15 protein-coding genes are annotated in these 17,300 nt (G+C 73.7%); 8 read left to right on the top strand and 7 right to left on the bottom strand.

The features are described from left to right. Positions 1 to 7: 7 nt before the first annotated feature. Complete coding sequence (locus tag OIE69_RS23120; RefSeq protein ID WP_326575178.1) at positions 8 to 703, bottom strand: AMP-binding protein; 696 nt, start codon at positions 701 to 703, stop codon at positions 8 to 10. A gap of 302 nt (positions 704 to 1,005) precedes the next feature. Between OIE69_RS23120 and OIE69_RS23115 the strand changes: the two genes are divergently transcribed. From OIE69_RS23115 to OIE69_RS23105, 3 genes are all read left to right on the top strand, one after another. Then, positions 1,006 to 3,942, top strand: coding sequence for an AfsR/SARP family transcriptional regulator (locus OIE69_RS23115; protein ID WP_326575176.1), 2,937 nt, complete (start codon positions 1,006 to 1,008; stop codon positions 3,940 to 3,942). A gap of 175 nt (positions 3,943 to 4,117) precedes the next feature. Beyond that, positions 4,118 to 4,252, top strand: a complete 135-nt coding sequence (locus OIE69_RS23110) for a hypothetical protein (RefSeq protein ID WP_326575174.1) — start codon at positions 4,118 to 4,120, stop codon at positions 4,250 to 4,252. A 348-nt stretch (positions 4,253 to 4,600) separates the two neighbouring features. Beyond that, a complete protein-coding gene (locus OIE69_RS23105) occupies positions 4,601 to 4,777 on the top strand; it encodes a hypothetical protein (protein ID WP_326575172.1) in 177 nt (58 codons plus the stop codon). Between the two features lie 58 nt (positions 4,778 to 4,835). On the opposite strand, the gene OIE69_RS23100 is transcribed toward OIE69_RS23105, so the two are convergent. Then, on the bottom strand, positions 4,836 to 6,404 hold the full coding sequence (locus tag OIE69_RS23100; RefSeq protein WP_326575170.1) for a FadD3 family acyl-CoA ligase: 1,569 nt from the start codon (positions 6,402 to 6,404) through the stop codon (positions 4,836 to 4,838). Between the two features lie 57 nt (positions 6,405 to 6,461). Here OIE69_RS23100 and OIE69_RS23095 point away from each other — a divergent pair, with 57 nt between their 5' ends. Genes OIE69_RS23095 through OIE69_RS23085 form a run of 3 tightly spaced genes read left to right on the top strand, consistent with a single transcriptional unit; the run spans position 6,462 to position 8,767 of the window. Further along, complete coding sequence (locus tag OIE69_RS23095; RefSeq protein WP_326575168.1) at positions 6,462 to 7,610, top strand: lipid-transfer protein; 1,149 nt, start codon at positions 6,462 to 6,464, stop codon at positions 7,608 to 7,610. 1 nt (position 7,611) lies between these two features. Then, positions 7,612 to 8,019 carry a Zn-ribbon domain-containing OB-fold protein gene (locus OIE69_RS23090; protein ID WP_326575166.1) on the top strand — a complete coding sequence of 136 codons (408 nt, stop codon included), beginning with the start codon at positions 7,612 to 7,614 and terminating at the stop codon, positions 8,017 to 8,019. Beyond that, on the top strand, positions 7,988 to 8,767 hold the full coding sequence (locus OIE69_RS23085; RefSeq protein WP_326575164.1) for an enoyl-CoA hydratase/isomerase family protein: 780 nt from the start codon (positions 7,988 to 7,990) through the stop codon (positions 8,765 to 8,767). The genes OIE69_RS23090 and OIE69_RS23085 overlap by 32 nt, the downstream gene beginning before the upstream one ends. A gap of 229 nt (positions 8,768 to 8,996) precedes the next feature. On the opposite strand, the gene OIE69_RS23080 is transcribed toward OIE69_RS23085, so the two are convergent. After that, entirely contained in the window at positions 8,997 to 11,378 is a 2,382-nt protein-coding gene (locus OIE69_RS23080) for an outer membrane protein assembly factor BamB family protein (protein WP_326575162.1), read from the bottom strand. 135 nt (positions 11,379 to 11,513) lie between these two features. Beyond that, complete coding sequence (locus tag OIE69_RS23075; protein WP_326575160.1) at positions 11,514 to 12,314, bottom strand: VOC family protein; 801 nt, start codon at positions 12,312 to 12,314, stop codon at positions 11,514 to 11,516. A 193-nt stretch (positions 12,315 to 12,507) separates the two neighbouring features. Between OIE69_RS23075 and OIE69_RS23070 the strand changes: the two genes are divergently transcribed. Beyond that, a complete protein-coding gene (locus OIE69_RS23070) occupies positions 12,508 to 13,155 on the top strand; it encodes a TetR/AcrR family transcriptional regulator (protein WP_326575158.1) in 648 nt (215 codons plus the stop codon). A 130-nt stretch (positions 13,156 to 13,285) separates the two neighbouring features. On the opposite strand, the gene OIE69_RS23065 is transcribed toward OIE69_RS23070, so the two are convergent. Both OIE69_RS23065 and OIE69_RS23060 read right to left on the bottom strand, forming a co-directional pair. Then, positions 13,286 to 13,786, bottom strand: coding sequence for a nitroreductase/quinone reductase family protein (locus OIE69_RS23065; protein WP_326575156.1), 501 nt, complete (start codon positions 13,784 to 13,786; stop codon positions 13,286 to 13,288). Next, on the bottom strand, positions 13,783 to 15,033 hold the full coding sequence (locus tag OIE69_RS23060; RefSeq protein WP_326575154.1) for an acyl-CoA dehydrogenase family protein: 1,251 nt from the start codon (positions 15,031 to 15,033) through the stop codon (positions 13,783 to 13,785). Before OIE69_RS23060 ends, OIE69_RS23065 begins: the two co-directional genes overlap by 4 nt. Before the next feature lie 113 nt (positions 15,034 to 15,146). On the opposite strand from OIE69_RS23060, the gene OIE69_RS23055 reads away from it, so the two are divergent. Further along, positions 15,147 to 16,313 (top strand): thiolase C-terminal domain-containing protein, encoded by a 1,167-nt coding sequence (locus tag OIE69_RS23055; RefSeq protein ID WP_326575153.1) that lies wholly within the window; start codon positions 15,147 to 15,149, stop codon positions 16,311 to 16,313. A gap of 72 nt (positions 16,314 to 16,385) precedes the next feature. Here the strand turns inward: OIE69_RS23055 and OIE69_RS23050 are convergent, their stop codons facing one another. Then, complete coding sequence (locus tag OIE69_RS23050) at positions 16,386 to 17,216, bottom strand: glycoside hydrolase domain-containing protein (protein WP_326575151.1); 831 nt, start codon at positions 17,214 to 17,216, stop codon at positions 16,386 to 16,388. Between the last annotated feature and the right edge of the window lie 84 nt (positions 17,217 to 17,300).

Below are 17,300 nucleotides of genomic sequence, written 5' to 3'. Positions count from 1 at the left end.
CCGCGGCTCACGGCGCAAGCAAAAGCATGCGCCACACCGCGTCCTCCAGACCGTGCACGGAGGCGATCCACCCCAGGCTGTCCTCCGTGGTGCCCCGGCCCGCCGCGACCGCCAGCTCACCCACCGCGTCCGCGAGGTCCCCGTGCCGCAGCGCGGGCTCCATGCGGCCCCCGCCGAGCCCGTCGGCGACGTAGCGCTCGTATCCGGGCGCCGTACGCAGGACGCCGACCGGACGCCACTCCTGCGCCAGCCGGTCCACCGGGTCGCCGCCCACGCGGGATCCGTCGGCCTCGACGACCTGGGTGCGCGAGCGGTCCACCGCGAGCGCGGTCCACGCGTCGGCGCCCGTGAGCACCGCCGCGGGACGGCAGCGCTCGACGGCCTCCGCGACCGTCCCCGCGCCGTCCGGGCCGCCGCCGACCAGCGGCACCGCCGCCATACCGGCGTAGAGGCAGCCGTAGAACGCCCCGGCGAGGTCCGCGCCCGGCTGATAGGCGAGCAGCACCCGGCTGCCCGGCGGCAGCAGCCGCCCCAGCCGCGCCGCGACCGCGCGGGCGCGGCGGTCCAGCCCGGCGAAGTCGCAGTCGTACGGCTCGTACGGGCGCCCCTCGGGATGCCGAACGGCCCGGCGGCGCAACGCGGGACCGGGCAGCCGGTACACCGACGGCGCCGGCCCGCCACCGCTCCGGCTCGGTCCGCTCACGGCCTGCGGCACACAACGCGCACACATGGGCGGCCCTCCACCTCCTCCGGCGGAACACCCGTCAGACCGACGGCATATGACCGCACTTCACATGAAACTTGCCCGAACATTCCCCGCTGCTTCCTGGTACGCCCCTCCCGAAAGCCACCCATAGGTGACCGCGTACAGGTTGAGGCGGCAAACTGGCACAGGCAGCGGAACCGATCGGGTCGGTCCCGCCGTCCGTGAAAACTGTTCCGGCTCGTGATGAACGATCGATATACGCGCTCGTCGCGCAGGTTCGGCGGCACCAGGGGGCAGGCATGGCAAGCGGTAAGGACCAGGGCGGCGCGCTGCGCTTCGCGGTCCTCGGCCCGGTGCGGGCCTGGCGCGGCACGGAGCCGATCTCCGCGGGGTCGCCACAGCAGAAGGCGCTGCTGGGCGCCCTGCTGCTGCGCGGCGGCCGCACGGCCACCGCGCAGGAACTGCTGGACGCGGTCTGGGGCGAGGACCCGCCGCCCACCGCGCTCGCGGCGCTGCGCAGTTACGCCTTCCGCCTCCGCAAGGCCCTCGGCGCCGAAGCCCTGGCCACCGTCGACGGCGGCTACGTACTGCACGCCGGCGACGGCTTCGACCTCTTCCTCGCCGAACGGCACCAGGCCGCGGCCGAGAAGGCCCGCGCCGCGGGCGACCTGGCCGCGGCCCGCGAGGAGCTGCGCGGCGCCCTCGCCCTCTTCGACGGCGAGCCGCTGGCGGGGCTCCCCGGCCCGTACGCGGAGACCCAGCGCATCCGCCTGCTGGAATGGCGGCTGCAGCTCACCGAGACCTGCCTCGACCTGGACCTGCAGGCCGGCTGCCACGCCGAGGTGGTCTCCGAGCTCACCGTCCTGTCCGCGGAGCACCCGCTGCGCGAACGCCCACGCGCCCTGCTGATGCTCGCCCTGTACCGCAGCGGGCGGCAGGCCGAGGCGCTGGGCGTCTACGCCGACACCCGCCGTCTCCTCGACGACGAGCTGGGCGTCGACCCGGGCGCGGAGCTCGCCGAGCTGCACCAGCGCGTGCTGGAGGCCGACCCTTCGCTGCTGCCGCCGCCCGTCCCGCAGGCGGAGGCCGTTGCCGAGCCGGTGCGTCCGGCCCAGCTGCCCGCCACCGTCGCCGACTTCACCGGCCGCGCCGCCTTCGTCCGAGAGCTCGGCGAGCGCCTGGCGGGGGCCTCCGCGGAGGGCGGCGTCATGTCGGTCTCCGCGGTCGCCGGCATCGGCGGCGTCGGCAAGACGACGCTCGCCGTCCATGTCGCCCACGCCGTCGCGGGCACCTTCCCCGACGGCCAGCTCTACGTCGACCTCCAGGGCACCGCCGCCCGGCCCGCCGAACCCGAGACGGTGCTCGCCTCCTTCCTGCGCTCCCTCGGTGTCACCGACTCCGCGATACCCGAGTCCCTCGCCGACCGCGCCGCGCTCTACCGCTCCACCCTCGCGGGCCGCCGGATCCTGGCCCTGCTGGACAACGCCCACGACGCCGCCCAGGTCCGCCCCCTCCTGCCGGGCACTCCCGGCTGCGCCGCGCTGATCACCAGCCGGGCCCGCATGGTCGACCTGGCCGGTGCGCACCTGGTCGATCTCGACGTCATGAGCCCGGAAGAGGCCCTGCTGCTCTTCACCCGCATCGTCGGGGAGGAGCGCGTCGCCGCCGAACGCCAGGCCGCCCTCGACGTCGTCGCCGCCTGCGGGTTCCTGCCGCTCGCCATCCGCATCGCCGCCTCCCGCCTGGCCACCCGCCGCACCTGGACGGTCTCCTTCCTCGCCCGCAAACTCAGCGACGAACGCCGCCGCCTGGACGAGCTCAAGGCCGGCGACCTCGCCGTCAAGGCCACCTTCGAACTCGGCTACGGCCAGCTCACCGCGCAGCAGGCACGCGCCTTCCGCCTGCTGGCGCTCGCCGACGGCCCGGACATCTCCCTGGAGGCGGCCGCGGCCGTCCTCGAGCTGGACGTCTACGACGCCGAGGAACTGCTGGAGACGCTGGTCGACATCAGCCTCATCGAGTCCGCCGCACCCGCCCGCTACCGCTACCACGACCTGGTCCGCCTGTACGCCCGCGACTGCGCCGAGCGCCACGAGGGGGAAGACGCCCGCTGCGCCGCCGTGTCCCGGCTGCTGGACTTCTACCTCGCGTCGGCGATGTGCGCCTACGAGCTGGAGAACCCCGGCGACCGCCTGCTCGCGCACCTCGCCCCCGTGGGCCGCGCCGGAATGCCCTTCGGCTCCCGCGAGGAGGGCCTGGACTGGCTGTTCACCGAGGCGCCCAGTCTCCTGGCCGCCGTCCGGCAGGCCGCGGGCGGCGGTTGCGAGGGCCCGATGCGGCGGGCCGTCGACCTGCTCTTCACCACACAGGACCTGATGGAGTCCGGCATCTACGCGCGCCAGTACGAGCAGGCCACACGCGCCATCGTCGCCACCGCCGGCGCCTGCGGCGAGCCGCTCGTGGAGGGCCGGGCCCGCGTACTGCTGGGCCAGCTGAACAGCCTGGCCGGCCGGCTGGAGGAAGCGGACCGGGAGGCCGAACGCAGCCTCGTGCTCGGGCGTGCCGTCCGCGATCCCCTGACCAGTAGCTACGCCCCCAATCTGCGCGGCATGGTGGCCCTCGCCAGGCGCCTCTTCCAGGACTGCGCGGACCACCAGTCCCAGGCGCTGGAGGCCTTCGTGGCCGACGGCAACCGGCACGGCGGCGCCGCCGCGCTGAGCAACCTGTCCCGTGCCCAGATCGAGCTCGGGGACGTCTCCGCCGCCGTGGCCTCGGCGGAGCGTGCCCTGTCGATCTACCGTGAGCTGCGGGCCGGATTCCGCCTCGGCAACGGCTTGTACGCCCTCGCCATCGCGCTGACGGCGGCGGGTCGCCGCGAGGAGGCCCTGGCGTCGCTCTCCGAGGCGCTCCCCGTCTTCAGAGCGGCGCGGCAGCAGTTCTGGGAGGCCATGTGCCTCTTCCGCATGGCGGAGGTGCACCTGTCCTCCGGCGCCCACCGTCAATCGGCCTCGCTGGCCGAACAGTCGCTGAACGCGCTGCGCGATCTGGGGGGCGAGCTCTACCGCGCGAAGGTGCTCACGGTCCTCGGTCGCGCCCTCGCCGAGGTGGGCCAGGTGGACCGTGCCCGCGCCTGCTGGCGGGACGCCCTGGCGTCCTTCGTCGCGCTGGGTTCCCCCGACGCCGACGAGGTGCGGCGCCTGCTCCACGGTCCGGCCGCCCCGGCGATCGCCGTGTAGCGGTTCCGCACCACGCAACACCGCTGATACAGGACATCAACAGTTCCGTTTATCGGTTGATTATCGAGGCCTGCCACGATTCCATCACTGCAAGAGCTGCCCGCCTGGTAGCGCACGGGGGTCGTTACCAGGCGGGCTTCGTATCGGCCCAGTCACACCCACCAGGGGAGGCACCATGAGCGAGACGGCACCCGAGTCCGGCTCCACCGTCGAGGAAGAGCCGGAAGTCGTCACCACCGAGGAGACCGAGGAGCCCAAGGTCAAGGGCGACGACACCACGGTCAAGCCCGACAACTGGCACGCACCCTGACCGGCGCCTGACACGGGGGACGGCCGGCCCGAGGGGGGCACGGGGGGACAGCACGACGGGGGACAGCACCACCACGGGGGAAGCATCACGGGGGAGCGCGACCTGGGGGCGCGCCAAGGGGGGAGCGCCTCCAGGAGCGGGGGGACGGCACGAAGGATCCAGGGACCGACTGCGGCGCGGAGGGGGCGCCGCAGTCGGTCTTTGTCATGACCTGATCGCCTTCAGCGGCGCACGACCCTTGCGGCCCTTCGGGCACAACACAGTAGGTTCACAGCCGGAGTCGGCCACCCGCATCCCAGGCGGCCGACGCCGCCTCACCGGCACCACCTGTACGCATGCTGCCGCCGGGTGCCCGCACCCGGCCTCGACTCCGGAGGCGTCATGAAGTTCGTACGCAAGGCCGCCGTCGTCCTCGCCGCCGTGGCGGCCGGACTCCTGTCCGCCGCGCTCCCGGCCGCCGCCGCGGACAGCCCGGACGCCTGGCACCAGACGATCGTCTCGCCCGACAACTGGCACACCCCCTGACACCCCGGCGCGCAGGTCCGACTGGTCCCTCCCGCGCCCCGCGGGAGGGACCTGTCCCTCACCGCGCCCGCAGCGCCGTCTTGAGCACCTTCCCGCTCGCGTTGCGCGGCAGCTCCGCCAGGAACTCGACCTCGCGCGGCACCTTGTAGTTGGCCATCTCCCGCCGCGACCAGGCGATCAGGTCGTCCGCGGTGACCACGGCCCCGTCCCGGCGCACGACGTACGCCCGGCCGACCTCGCCGAGCCGCGGGTCGGGGACGCCCACCACCGCCGCCTCCACCACGTCCGGGTGGCGGGCGAGCGCCTGCTCGATCTCCGCCGGGTACGCGTTGAACCCGCCGACGATGAACATGTCCTTGATGCGGTCGGTGATGCGCAGGTTGCCGTCGGCGTCCATCACGCCCACGTCCCCCGTGTGCAGCCAGCCGTCCGCGTCGACGGCCTCGGCCGTGGCCGCGGGGTCCTCCCAGTAGCCGGACATGACGTGGTAGCCGCGCACCAGGACCTCGCCGGGACGCCCCGGGCCCTCCGAGAGCACCCGTACCTCCGTGTCGGGGATGGCCCGCCCGGCGGTCGCGGCCACCACCTCCGCGGGGTCGCCGCGCCGACACATCGTCACGGTGCCGCTCGCCTCCGTCAGCCCGTACGCGGTCAGCACCGTGGCGATCTTCAGTTCGCTGCGCAGCCGTTCCACCAGTTGCAGCGGGATCACGGACGCGCCCGTCACGACCAGCCGCAGTGAACTCAGGTCGTGCTGGGCGCGTTCGGGGTGGTCGAGGACCGACTGGTGGAGGGTGGGCGGTCCGGGTAGCACGGTGACGCGTTCGGCGGCGATGTTGGCCAGGACGGTGCCCACGTCGAACACCGGCTGCGGAATCATCGTCGCACCGCGCATCAGGCAGGCGATGATCCCGGCCTTGTAGCCGAAGGTGTGGAAGAACGGATTGACGATCAGGTAGCGGTCGCCCTCCTCCAGGCCCGCCAGGTCCGCCCACACGTCGTAGACGCGCAGCGTCTGGGCGTGCGTCACCACCGCGCCCTTGGGGTGGCCGGTCGTCCCGGAGGTGAAGGTGATGTCGGAGGGCGCGGAGCCGTCGATGGCGTCGGAACGGGCCCGTACCGCCGCGCCGGTGACGGGGTCGCCGGCGGCCAGGAAGTCCTTCCAGCGCCGGTAGCCGTGGCCCTCCGGCGCGGCGTCGGACAGGACGACAACCTGTTCCAGGTCCGGCAGCGGGTGCTCCCGCGTCGCGCGCCGCAGGGAGGCGACGTAGGAGGTGCCGAGGAAGGTGCCCGTGACGAAGAGCAGCCGGGCACGGGTGCGGCGCAGCACGTAGGCCGCCTCCGCGCCCTTGAAGCGGGTGTTGAGCGGGACGAGCACCCCGCCCGCGGTGACCGAGCCCAGGGCGGCGGTGATCCAGTCGAGCGTGTTGGGCGCCCAGACCGCCACCCGGTCCCCCGGGGCGATCCCGGACGCGATGGCCGCCGCGGCGGCGCGCTCGACGCGGGCGCCGAGTTCGGCGTACGTGACACGGGTGCGGCCGTCCACGACCGCCTCGCGCTCGCCCCAGCGCCGCGCCGCCTCCCGCACGAGCCGGGGGACGCTGCCCCACTCCAGGTCACCGCGCATGCGCCCAGCACCTCCCGATGAGCTGACTATCCGTCAGATTAGCGATAACCTGACGGGATGTCAGCATTGAAGGACGCCACCGCGATCGCCGGCATAGGCGCGACCCCCTTCGCCAAGCACCTCCCCGAGTCCGAGAGGGCACTCGCCTGCCGCGCCATCCTGGCGGCACTCGACGACGCCGGGATCGAGCCGCACGAGGTGGACGGCCTCGCGTCGTACACGATGGAGGAGACCGACGAGGTCGAACTGGCCAAGACCGCCGGTCTCGGCGACCTCACCTTCTTCTCCAAGGCGGGCTTCGGCGGCGGCGGTTCCTGCGCCACCGTCGCGCACCTCGCCGCCGCCGTCGCCACCGGGCAGGCCACCGTCGGCGTCGCCTGGCGGTCCCGCAAGCGCGGCAGCGGCCCGCGCCCCTGGACGAACACCACCCTCCAACTGCCCACCCCCGCCCAGTGGACCCGGCCCTTCGGCCTGCTGCGGCCCGCCGACGAGATCGCCATGCTGGCCCGCCGCTACATGCACGAGTACGGCGCCACCCGCGACCACCTCTTCAACGTCGCCCTGGCCTGCCGCAACCGTGCCAACCAGAACCCGGCCGCGATCATGTACGACCGCCCGCTGACCCGCGAGATGTACATGACCTCGCGCTGGATCAGCGAGCCGCTCTGCCTCTACGACAACTGCCTGGAGACCGACGGCGCCCTGGCCTGCGTCGTGGTCTCCGCCGACCGCGCCCGCGACTGCCGCCGGCGCCCCGTCTACGTCCACTCCGCGGCCCAGGGCCTGCCCGCCCAGCACCACGGCATGGTCAACTACTGGACCGACGACCCCCTGACGGGCCCCGCCTGGACCGCCGCGCGCCATCTGTGGAAGCACGCCGACCTCACCCCCGAGGACATCGACGTCGCCCAGATCTACGACGCCTTCACCGTCCTCGTCCCGCTCTCCCTGGAGGGCTACGGCTTCTGCGCCCGCGGCGAGGGCGGCGCCTTCACCGAGGGCGGCGCCCTGGAGACCGGCGGCCGGCTGCCGCTGAACACCTCCGGGGGCGGGCTCAGCGAGGCGTACGTCCACGGCTTCAACCTCATCACCGAGGGCGTGCGGCAACTGCGCGGCACCTCCACCGCCCAGGTGCCCGGCGCGCGGACCTGCCTGGTCACGGCCGGCGAGGGCGTCCCGACCTCCGCCCTGATCCTGAGGAGCTGACATGCTGAGCCCCGTCACCGACGACGACGGCGCCCCCTTCTGGGAGTACGCCCGCGCCCGCGAACTGCGCGTCCAGACCTGCGCCGACTGCGGACGGCTGCGCTTCCCGCCCCGCCCCTGCTGCCCGCACTGCCACTCCTTCGCCGCCGAGTGGCGGCCGGTGAGCGGCCGGGGCCGTGTCTGGTCGTACGTCGTCCCCCATCCCCCGCTGCTGCCCGGCTACGCCGAGCAGGCCCCCTACAACGTCGTCCTCGTCGAGCTCGCCGAGGACCCCCGGATCCGGCTGGTGGGCAACCTGGTCACGGCACCGGACGCCCGGCTGGACTCCTTCGACCCCGCCCGCATCCGCATCGGCGCCCCCGTGAAGGCGGTCTTCCATGACGGCATCCCCCGCTGGCTTGCGCTGTGAGACCAAGGACGGCGTCGCCGTCGTCACCCTCGACCGGCCCGGGCGGCACAACGCGATCGACCTCGCCACCGCCGCGGGACTGAGCGCGCTCTGGCGGGAGTTCCGCGCCGGCGACGAGGTCCGCGCCGTCGTCCTCACCGGAGCCGGCGACCGTGCCTTCTGCACCGGCCTGGACCGCGCGGCCGAGGTGCCGCAGCCTCCCTCCCCCTACGCCGTCGACGACCCGCTGCTGACCGTCGGGCCCAAGGCCAACGACCTGTGGAAGCCGGTCATCGCGGCCGTCAACGGCATGGCCTGCGGCGGGGCCTTCTACCTGCTCGGCGAGTGCGAGTTCGTGATCGCCGCCGAGCACGCCACCTTCTTCGACCCGCACACCAGTTACGGCATGGTCAGCGCGTACGAGGCCATCGCCATGGCGCAGCGCATGCCGTACGGCGAGGTGATGCGCATGGCCCTGATGGGCACCGCGGAGCGGATCGGCGCCCGGCGCGCCCACCAGACCGGGCTGGTCTCGGAGGTCGTGCCCGGACCCCTGCTGCTCGACGCGGCCCTGCGCGCGGCGGCGGTCCTCGCCGCCCACCCCACCGAGGCCGTGCAGGGCACCATCCGCGCCGTCTGGTCGGCCCACGAGGCGGCGCGGGCCCAGGCCTTCGCCCACGCACCGCACCTCATCGCCCTCGGCAACCTCCCGCCGCAGCGCCAGGCCCGGCTGTTCGCGGACCGCACCCGGGAGCACCGCGTGCGCTGAGGGGCGTTCCCCCGCGGGTGTCGCGGGGTCGTACGCGAACGGGGAAGTGCCGCCGCGGCGACCGGTGGTGACACCCTCGCCCCGCGGGCGACGGCCTCACGACGGCCGGCGCGGGGTCGCCCTGACGGCCCCTCGCGTGGCGCCCCGGCCGCCCACCGCATAAGTTGGCCGGCGGCGGCCGTCGTCTGCCCCTTCCGTGTGCGGCACGACGGCCGTCAGCCTTCGCCCCTCAGGTGCGCCGGGTGGCCGCCTCGGTGCCCTTCACCGCGTTGAGGGCGTATACGCAGCGGTCCTTGCTGCTCGCGTAGACCACACCGTCCGAGACCACCGGGGAACCGGTGATCTCCCCACCGGTCTCCAGCTTCCACCGCAACTGGCCGCCGCTGGCGTCGACCGTGTAGAGGCAGTGGTCCTTCGAGCCGAAGTGCACCCGCCCGTCGGCCACCACCGGGGAGCCGACGATCTCGCCCTGGGCGGCGAAGCGCCACTTCGGGGTGCCGGTGACCGCGTCGAGCGTGTACAGCGCGCCGCCCGCGCCCAGCATCACCGAACCGCCCGCGACGAGCACGGGCTCCACGCTCTGCCGCTGCTCCGTCGCGACCCGCCAGCGGTCGCGCCCGTCCGCCGGGTCCAGGGCGTACACGGTGCCCAGGTAGTCCGCGACGTAGACCCCGCCGCCGGTGACACCCGGTCCGGGCACGTAGGCGGGCGGCGCGAACATCACCGCGGGGGCGTCGAAGCGCCACCGCTCCGTGCCGCTGCGGGCGTCCAGGGCGAGCACGCGGTTCCCCACGGTCACGTACACCGCGCCGTCGGCGACGACCGGACGGGTCGGCATGGCGCCGCCCTCCCCGGTCGGGTACGACCAGTGCTCCGTGCCGCTCGTCGCGTCCAGGGCGTGCAGCCGGCCGCCGCCGTGGAAATACACGACGCCGTCCACCACGCTCGGGCCCGACTCGGGCGTCTCGAACTCCGTCTGCGCCCCGCCGCGTTCCCAGCGCAGCCGTCCGGCCGCGGCGTCCCAGACCTGCACGCCGCCGCCGCGGGTACCGGTGACCACGGTCCCGGCGTCCGCGCGGAGCGAGTAGATCCAGCCGTCCACACCGGTGCGCCAGTGCTCGGAGCCGTCCGCGGCGTCCAGCGCGTACAGGCTCGGCCCGTCGGAGCCGTGGATCCGGCCGCCCGAGACCGCCATCGTCCACGCCACGTCGCGGGTCTTGAACTGCCGCCGCCCGGTGGCCACGTCCAGCGCGTGCACCTCGAAGGAGGTCACGTAGAGCCGGCCCGAGGACACGACCGGGGTGCCCCACACGTCGTTCGACATGCGGAACCGCCACGGCCGCCACTCGCCCGGCGGGACCGCGGGCGCCTGCGGAGCGCCCTGGGGGGTGCCCTGGCCGGGTACCGCCGCCGGCGGACCCCCGGCCGCGCCACCGCGGCCCGCCCAGCCGAGGCCGCCCCCGGCAGCGGTGGCCGCGGCCTGGTTCTTGCGCTCGGCGAGCCGCATCCCGGGCCCTATCGGTGCCGAACCGGCGAGCTGCACCGGTCCGCCCGGGCCCTCGGCGGCGACCGGAGAGGGCCCGGCGGGCGCCACGGGAGGCGCCACGGGACGCGCGGGCGGCTGCGCCGGCATCGGGGGCACCGCGGCACCCGCGCCACCGGGCGCTCCGGCGCCCGCGCCACCGCCGGGGGCGCCCGGCCCCGCGCCGGGGCGACCGCCACTGCGCCGCTCCTCTATCAGGCCCACCGCCGCGGGCGGCAGCCACGCGGAGGCCGTACCGGTGTCGTCGCCCGCGGACGAGAACAGATGCGGCGCCAGCTGCGCCTGCAGGTCCGCCGGACTCGGCCGGCGGTCCGCCTCCATCCGCATGCACGCGTCGATGAGCGGGCGCAGCTCGTCGGGCAGACCCGACAGGTCCGGGCCCTCCCGGAGCAGCATGAAGACCGTCTCCACGGGGTTCGCCCCGTGGAAGGGCGCGTGCCCGGTCGCGGCGAAGACCAGCGTCGAGCCCAGCGAGAAGACGTCGCTGGAGCCCGTGACGCTGCGCGAGTCCTTGGCCTGCTCGGGCGACATGTACGCCGGCGTGCCGACGGCGACGTTCGTCATCGTCAGCCGCGTGTTGGACACCCCGCTCGCGATGCCGAAGTCGATCACCCGCGGGCCGTCCTCCACAACGAGCACGTTGGAGGGCTTCATGTCCCGGTGGACGAGCCCCGCCCCGTGGATCGACTGCAGCGCCTCCGCGACGCCGGCCGCCAGCCACCGCACGGCCTGCACCGGCAGCGGGCCGGACTCGTTGACGATCTCCTCCAGCGAGGGCGCCGGCACGAAGGCCGTCGCCAGCCAGGGCACGGCGGCCCTGGGATCGGCGTCGACGACCGCCGCCGTGTAGAAGCCACTGACCGCGCGGGCCGCCTCCACCTCACGGGCGAAGCGCACACGGAACAGCTGGTCCTCGGCGAGCTCCGCCCGTACGGTCTTGATCGCCACGCGCCGGCCGGACGCCGAGCGCGCGAGATAGACCAGGCCCATACCGCCGGCACCCAGCCTGCCCAGCACCTCGAAAGGGCCGATCCGTCTCGGATCGTGCTGCGTCAGCTGCTGCACCACTGCCCTGCCACCTCCCCGTGGGTTCCCCCCATCCCGGGGTACGCCCCTGATTCTTCCTGGGATGAGTATCAGTTGCGAACCCGGGGCGGTGTCGACACGCGATTACCTTTGATTCGGTTGCGGATCCGCCTGCGTTCAGGACGGCTTCTCACCCACCGCGGTTCCGGGGTCGATCAGGGCGAAATGGGCACCCTGGTCGTCGCTCGCCAGGAGAAAACGGCCGAAAGGCGAATCCATCGGACCCATGGTGACCCGGCCCCCGAGCCGCGCGACGGTCTCCGCGGCGCGGTCGGCGTCGGAGACGGCGAAGTAGACGATGAAGTGCGCGGGCAGCTCCTCGGGGAATCCCTCCCCCATCCGGAAGCGGCCGAGCACCGCGTTGTCGGGCGTGACCTCCTCCCCCTCGGGGACGAAGACGCGGAAGTCGATGGCCTCGTCCTCGATCCGCTTGCTGCCGAAGCCGAAGACCTCCTCGTAGAAGGGATCGGTCCGCTCGGTCTCGCGGGTGTAGATCTCGGTCCAGATGTAGGAGCCCGGGACACCGGTCGCCTCGAAGCCGCCGTGCGTGCCGGGCTGCCACACCCCGAACACCGCGCCGCCCGGGTCGGCCGCCATGAGCATCGTGCCGAAGGCGCCAACGGCCATGGGCTGCATGATGAGTTGACCGCCGGAGTCCCGGATCCTGTCCGCGGTGGCCCGAATGTCGGAGGAGGCGAGGTAGAGGTTCCAGACCGTCGGCATCCGGCCGTCCGGCTTGGGGGAGAGTGCCGCGACGTTCTTCCCGTCCGGGCCGTACGCCTGGGTGTACTGGCCGTACTGCTCCTCCCCCGCCCCGAAGGTCCAGCCGAGCAGTCCGCCGTAGAAGCGCTTCCCGGCCTCCAGGTCGTTGAGCATGGCGTCGGCCCAGCAGGGAGTGCCGTCGGGATATGCGGCCATCTCGTCCTCGATTCGTCCGATGATGCGACCGGCGATCCCGATTCACGTGGGGATTCGCATGGATCGACGGAGTGTCTGGCTTGACACGTTATCGGCGGATCCCCCGCTGCGCCCGAGGAGAAATCGAACACATGGCCTTCCCCATTTGCAGGCATCGAATCGCGCGCTGATCACCAGCCCGTAAACTGACGGCATGACAGGACAAGTTCGCACCGTCGACGGCCGTGTGGCAGGCCGCCGGGGACAGGCGACGCGGCAGAAGCTGCTCGACTGCCTCGGCGAAATGCTCAGCACGTCGCCGTACCGGGACGTCAAGGTGATCGACGTCGCCCGGATGGCGGGTACCTCCCCCGCAACGTTCTATCAGTACTTCCCCGACGTCGAGGGCGCCGTCCTCGAGCTCGCCGAGGAGATGGCCAAGGAGGGGGCCGCGCTGACGGACCTCGCCGCCGGCCGCTCCTGGGCCGGCAAGTCCGGCGCCACGGCGGCGGAGGAACTGGTCGAGGGCTTCCTCTCCTTCTGGCGCAAGCACGACGCCATCCTGCGCGTCGTCGACTTGGGCGCCGCCGAAGGGGACAAGCGGTTCTACAAGATCCGTATGAAGATCCTCAACCCCCTCACCAACTCCCTTTCCGACTCGATCAAGGAACTCCAGGGCAAGGGCCGGGTCGACAAGGATGTCAGCCCGGCAGCCGTGGCCGGCTCCCTCGTGGCCATGCTCGCCGCGGTCGCCGCGCACCAGAAGGGCTTCCAGAGCTGGGGCGTGAAGCAGGCCGAGCTGAAGCCGAACCTCTCGCTGCTGGTGCACCTCGGCGTGACGGGCAAGAAGCCGACGCGCTGACGCCCGCCTCCGGCGGCATTGTTGACCTACGTTCACGTCAAGTCCTGCCTGCAACGACGCGGGCGCCCACCGGTCCTCGGGGGAGGTTGCCGGCCCAGGCGCCCGCGTTGTCCTTTCCGGGAGCGTCGCGCTACGGCCCCGCGGGCGCATCGCCGCCCGTCTCCCTGGGGACGAGCCGGAAAAGCCGGATCCGCCGCTCCACGCGCCGCGCGTAGGTCGCGTACGGCGGCCAGAACTCCAGCAGCGCCGCCCACACCGCCTCGCGCTCCTCGCCCGTCAGCAACTCCGCGCGTACGGGCACGTCCCGGCCGCGCCAGCTGACCTCCGCGTCGGGGTGCTTCAGCAGGTTCCCCGTCCACGCCGGATGGTCCGTGCGGCCGAAGTTGCTGCCGACCAGCACGAACGTCCCGCCTTCCTCCGGCATGCAGGCCAGCGGGGTGCGCCGGGGCAGGCCGCTGCGGGCGCCGGTGGCGGTGAGCACCAGCCCGGGCAGCATCCGGGCGCTGAGCAGCACTCTGCCGCGGGTCGCCCGGTGCACGAACCGGTCCACCGCCGGGACGACATGCGGTCCGACCCTGGCGAACGCCCGGGTCGACGACACCTTCTGCACGACGGTCCGCAACGGGTTCATGCCGCCGTCCTTCCGCGGGTCATGGTCGTGGTCGTGGTCGTGGTCGTGGTGGTGGTCATGGTGGTGGCAGCGGCGGTGAAGAGGCCCGCGCGCTCGGCCGCGTGGGCCCGCAGCGCGTGCACGGGGCCGAAGAGCAGCTCGTCGGAGGCGGCCCGCTTCACGTACAGGTGCGCGTGGTGCTCCCATGTGAAGCCGATGCCGCCGTGCAACTGGACGGCCTGCCCCGACGCGGCGCGCAGCGCCTCGAGGCCCTGGGCGAGGGCGAGCGGTGCCGCGACCGCGGCCTCCGGCGCCTGCTCCGGGAGGCTCCCGACGGTCCAGGCGGCGTAGTAGGCGGCCGAGCGGGCGGCCTGGACCTGGACGTACAGGTCGGCGAGACGGTGCTTGACGGCCTGGAAGGACCCCACGGGCCGCCCGAACTGCTCCCTGACCCCGACGTACTCCAGGGTGCCCGCGAGCGCCCTGGAGGCCGCTCCGACGGCCTCCGCGGCCAGTGCGGCGGCGGCCAGGACACCCGTCCGGGCGAGCGCGGTGCGCGGATCGCCGGCCTCCTCCCCGCCCAGGGGCTCGGCGGGGACGTCGCGCAGTTCGACGCGGGCCTGCGGGCGGGTCTCGTCCAGGGCGGTCAGCCGCCTGCGGACCAGGCCCTTCGCGTCGCCGGGGACCAGGAAGAGCCGGATGCCGCTGCGGGCGTAGCCACCCGTGTGGGCGGCCACCAGCAGCAGCCCGGCGCCGGGGCCGCCGAGCACCTGGTCGGCCTGCCCGTACAACCGCCAGACGCCGTCCGTCCGGCGGGCCTGCACGCCGCCGGCGCGACCGCCGCCCGCCCAGTCGCCGGTGTTGGGGCCGGTGAGTCCGAGGGCCACCGGGGGTGCGGCAAGGGCGGCGGGCTCACCGGCGGCGAGGCGCGGCAGCAGGGTGCGGCGCTGGGCGTCGGTGCCCAGCGCCTCGACCAGAGGGGCGGTGAGCACGGCCGTGCCCAGCAGCGGCGAGGGCAGCAGCGCCTGCCCGGTCTCCTCGCAGGCCAGCACCAGTTCCGTCGGGCCGCAGCCGGCGCCCCCGTACGCGGTGGGAAGGGCAAGGCCGGGCAGGCCGAGCGACTGCGCCAGCAGCCGCCACAGGGCGGCGTCGTGGCCCTCGGGGGTGCGGGCGGCGGACTTCACCTCGTCCGGTCCGCAGCGTTTGCGGAGCAGCTCCCGCAGGGCGCGGCGGATCTCTTCCTGCTCCTCGGTGAAGGCGGCGTCCACGGCGGGCTCTCCTCCCACTTCGGGGTGTCCGGCATCCGTCGGTGACCGTCGGCGTCGGGCGTCCGGCATCCGTCGGCGCCCGGAAACCCCATATCTGATGTACCGTCAGATTTATGGCTCAGGGTCAGAGTACTCGCGCCGGCCGTGAAGTCGCCGTCCTCGGCATCGCGTTGTCCGACTGCGGCAGGATCGACGACGCCACCCCCTACGCGCTCCACGCCCAGGCGGCACGCCGCGCGCTCGACGACAGCGGGCTGCCCCGGTCGGCCGTCGACGGCTTCGCCTCGGCCGGGCTCGGCACGCTCGCGCCGGTCGAGGTCGCCGAGTACCTCGGACTGCGGCCGCGCTGGGTCGACTCGACCTCCGTCGGCGGGGCGACCTGGGAGGTCATGGCGGCGCACGCCGCCGACGCCATCGCCGCCGGGCACGCCGACGTCGTGCTCCTGGTCTACGGCTCCACCGCCCGCGCCGACCTCAAGGCGGGGCGGCGCACCGCCAATCTGTCCTTCGGGGCGCGCGGGCCGCTGCAGTTCGAGGCCCCGTACGGGCACACGCTGATCGCCAAGTACGCGATGGCCGCGCGCCGTCACATGCACCAGTACGGCACCACCGCCGAGCAACTGGCCACCGTCGCCGTCCGGGCCCGGGCGAACGCGGCCCGCAACCCCGACGCGATGTACCGCACGCCGATCACCGTCGACGACGTCCTGTCCGGGCCGATGATCGCCGACCCGTTCACCAGACTGCACTGCTGCATCCGCTCCGACGGCGGCTGCGCGGTGCTCCTGGCAGCCTCGGAGTACGTGCGGGACGCGGCGCGGCCCCCGGTGTGGGTGCTCGGCTCCGGCACCGCCGTCTCGCACGCCACGATGTCGGAGTGGGACGACTTCACGGTCTCCCCCGCCGCGGTCTCGGGGCGGCTGGCCTTCTCCCGCGCGGGCGTCACCCCGGACGAGATGGACCTCGCCGAGATCTACGACGCCTTCACCTACATGACCCTGGTGACGCTGGAGGACCTCGGCTTCTGCGCCAAGGGCGAGGGCGGACCCTTCGTCGCCGCCTCGCCGCTGCCGGTCAACACCGACGGCGGTGGGCTGTCGGCCTGCCATCCCGGCATGCGAGGGCTGTTCCTGCTCGTCGAGGCGGTGCGGCAACTGCGGGGGGAGGCGGGCGAGCGGCAGGTGCGCAAGGCCGGCGGGGCGCTGCCTGCGCTGGCCGTGGCCTCGGGAACGGGCGGCTGGTTCTGCTCCTCGGGGACGGTGGTGCTGGGGCGGGACTGACGGTTCGGGTCGCCTTGTCCCGCCCCTGCCCGCTCTCTCCGTCCCGCCCCCGCGCCCGCCCGCCCTCGGGCGTCAGCCGGTGACGGCGACCGGGGCGTCCCAGGCGCTGCGGTCCACGGTGATGCTGTAACCGCCGCGCGACTCCTTGCTGTTGACGATGTACTGGTGGCCGCGGCGGTGCCCGGTCCACAGCGACGTGGAGAAGGGCCAGTCCGTGGTCGTGGTCTTGTGCTCGTCCCACAGCGCGTACCAGAGGATGTCCGGCAGGTCGGTGCGGTTCGTCGCCGTGGCGACGGCCTTCGCGCTGGAGCTGCGGAAGCCGTAGAAGCCGGCCCAGTAGCCCTTGGCGTGCACGGCCTTGTCCCAGGCGCGGACGTAGGTGAGCACCGCGTTGTTGCACGAGGTGTTGGCGACGTCGTACGACTCCATGTCCAGGTAGACCGGGCTGCCCGCCTTCATCCCCAGTGCCGACGCCTTGGCCACGGCGTCCGCGCCGTCCGTCGCGCCGAGGGAGGCGGCCGTGGAGGCGGTCAGCTTCTCCGGGTTGTGACTGGTCTGGCACGGCGGCTGCGCGCCCACGTACAGCGGGATCAGCTTCCAGCCAGTGGCGCTGACCGACTTGACCCAGGACGCGGTCAGGTTCGGCTGCGCGCACCCGCGGTTCCTGCCGCCGACGTACACCGCCGCCGCGCCGTAGAACCCGGTGTGCCACGCCTTCATCGCCGACACGGACGGCGCCGCGCACGTGTCGAACGCCCGCCCCGTGTAGACCTTGGGCGCCGGGCGCGACACGGTGGTCGCGATCGAGGCCTCCGCGGCGACGCCACCGCCCACGAGCACCGCGGCCGCCGCCACCGCCCACGCGATGTAACGACGCTTCTTCGACATCCGGTGACCGGACATCCCCACCCCATTCACGACACGTGGCGCACCGCTGCAGGTGCGCCTTTCAGGACTGCTGAGGCCCCCGGCAGGCGCGCGCGTCCG

Origin of the sequence: Actinacidiphila glaucinigra, from assembly GCF_035918135.1 — a bacterium.
In the GTDB taxonomy this organism is placed as follows: Bacteria; Actinomycetota; Actinomycetes; order Streptomycetales; family Streptomycetaceae; genus Actinacidiphila; species Actinacidiphila glaucinigra.
Note: the sequence above shows the minus strand (reverse complement) of the source record. Positions and strands in the feature narration are given on the sequence as shown.

Bases quoted from the DNA above. Each gene is read 5' to 3' on its own strand.
- OIE69_RS23075 (WP_326575160.1), bottom strand. From the start codon at position 12,314: ATGGCCGCATATCCCGACGGCACTCCCTGCTGGGCCGACGCCATGCTC.
- OIE69_RS23055 (WP_326575153.1), top strand. From the start codon at position 15,147: ATGGCTCAGGGTCAGAGTACTCGCGCCGGCCGTGAAGTCGCCGTCCTC.
- OIE69_RS23070 (WP_326575158.1), top strand. From the start codon at position 12,508: ATGACAGGACAAGTTCGCACCGTCGACGGCCGTGTGGCAGGCCGCCGG.
- OIE69_RS23095 (WP_326575168.1), top strand. From the start codon at position 6,462: ATGTCAGCATTGAAGGACGCCACCGCGATCGCCGGCATAGGCGCGACC.
- OIE69_RS23050 (WP_326575151.1), bottom strand. From the start codon at position 17,216: ATGTCCGGTCACCGGATGTCGAAGAAGCGTCGTTACATCGCGTGGGCG.
- OIE69_RS23090 (WP_326575166.1), top strand. From the start codon at position 7,612: ATGCTGAGCCCCGTCACCGACGACGACGGCGCCCCCTTCTGGGAGTAC.
- OIE69_RS23115 (WP_326575176.1), top strand. From the start codon at position 1,006: ATGGCAAGCGGTAAGGACCAGGGCGGCGCGCTGCGCTTCGCGGTCCTC.
- OIE69_RS23100 (WP_326575170.1), bottom strand. From the start codon at position 6,404: ATGCGCGGTGACCTGGAGTGGGGCAGCGTCCCCCGGCTCGTGCGGGAG.
- OIE69_RS23085 (WP_326575164.1), top strand. From the start codon at position 7,988: ATGACGGCATCCCCCGCTGGCTTGCGCTGTGAGACCAAGGACGGCGTC.
- OIE69_RS23065 (WP_326575156.1), bottom strand. From the start codon at position 13,786: ATGAACCCGTTGCGGACCGTCGTGCAGAAGGTGTCGTCGACCCGGGCG.
- OIE69_RS23110 (WP_326575174.1), top strand. From the start codon at position 4,118: ATGAGCGAGACGGCACCCGAGTCCGGCTCCACCGTCGAGGAAGAGCCG.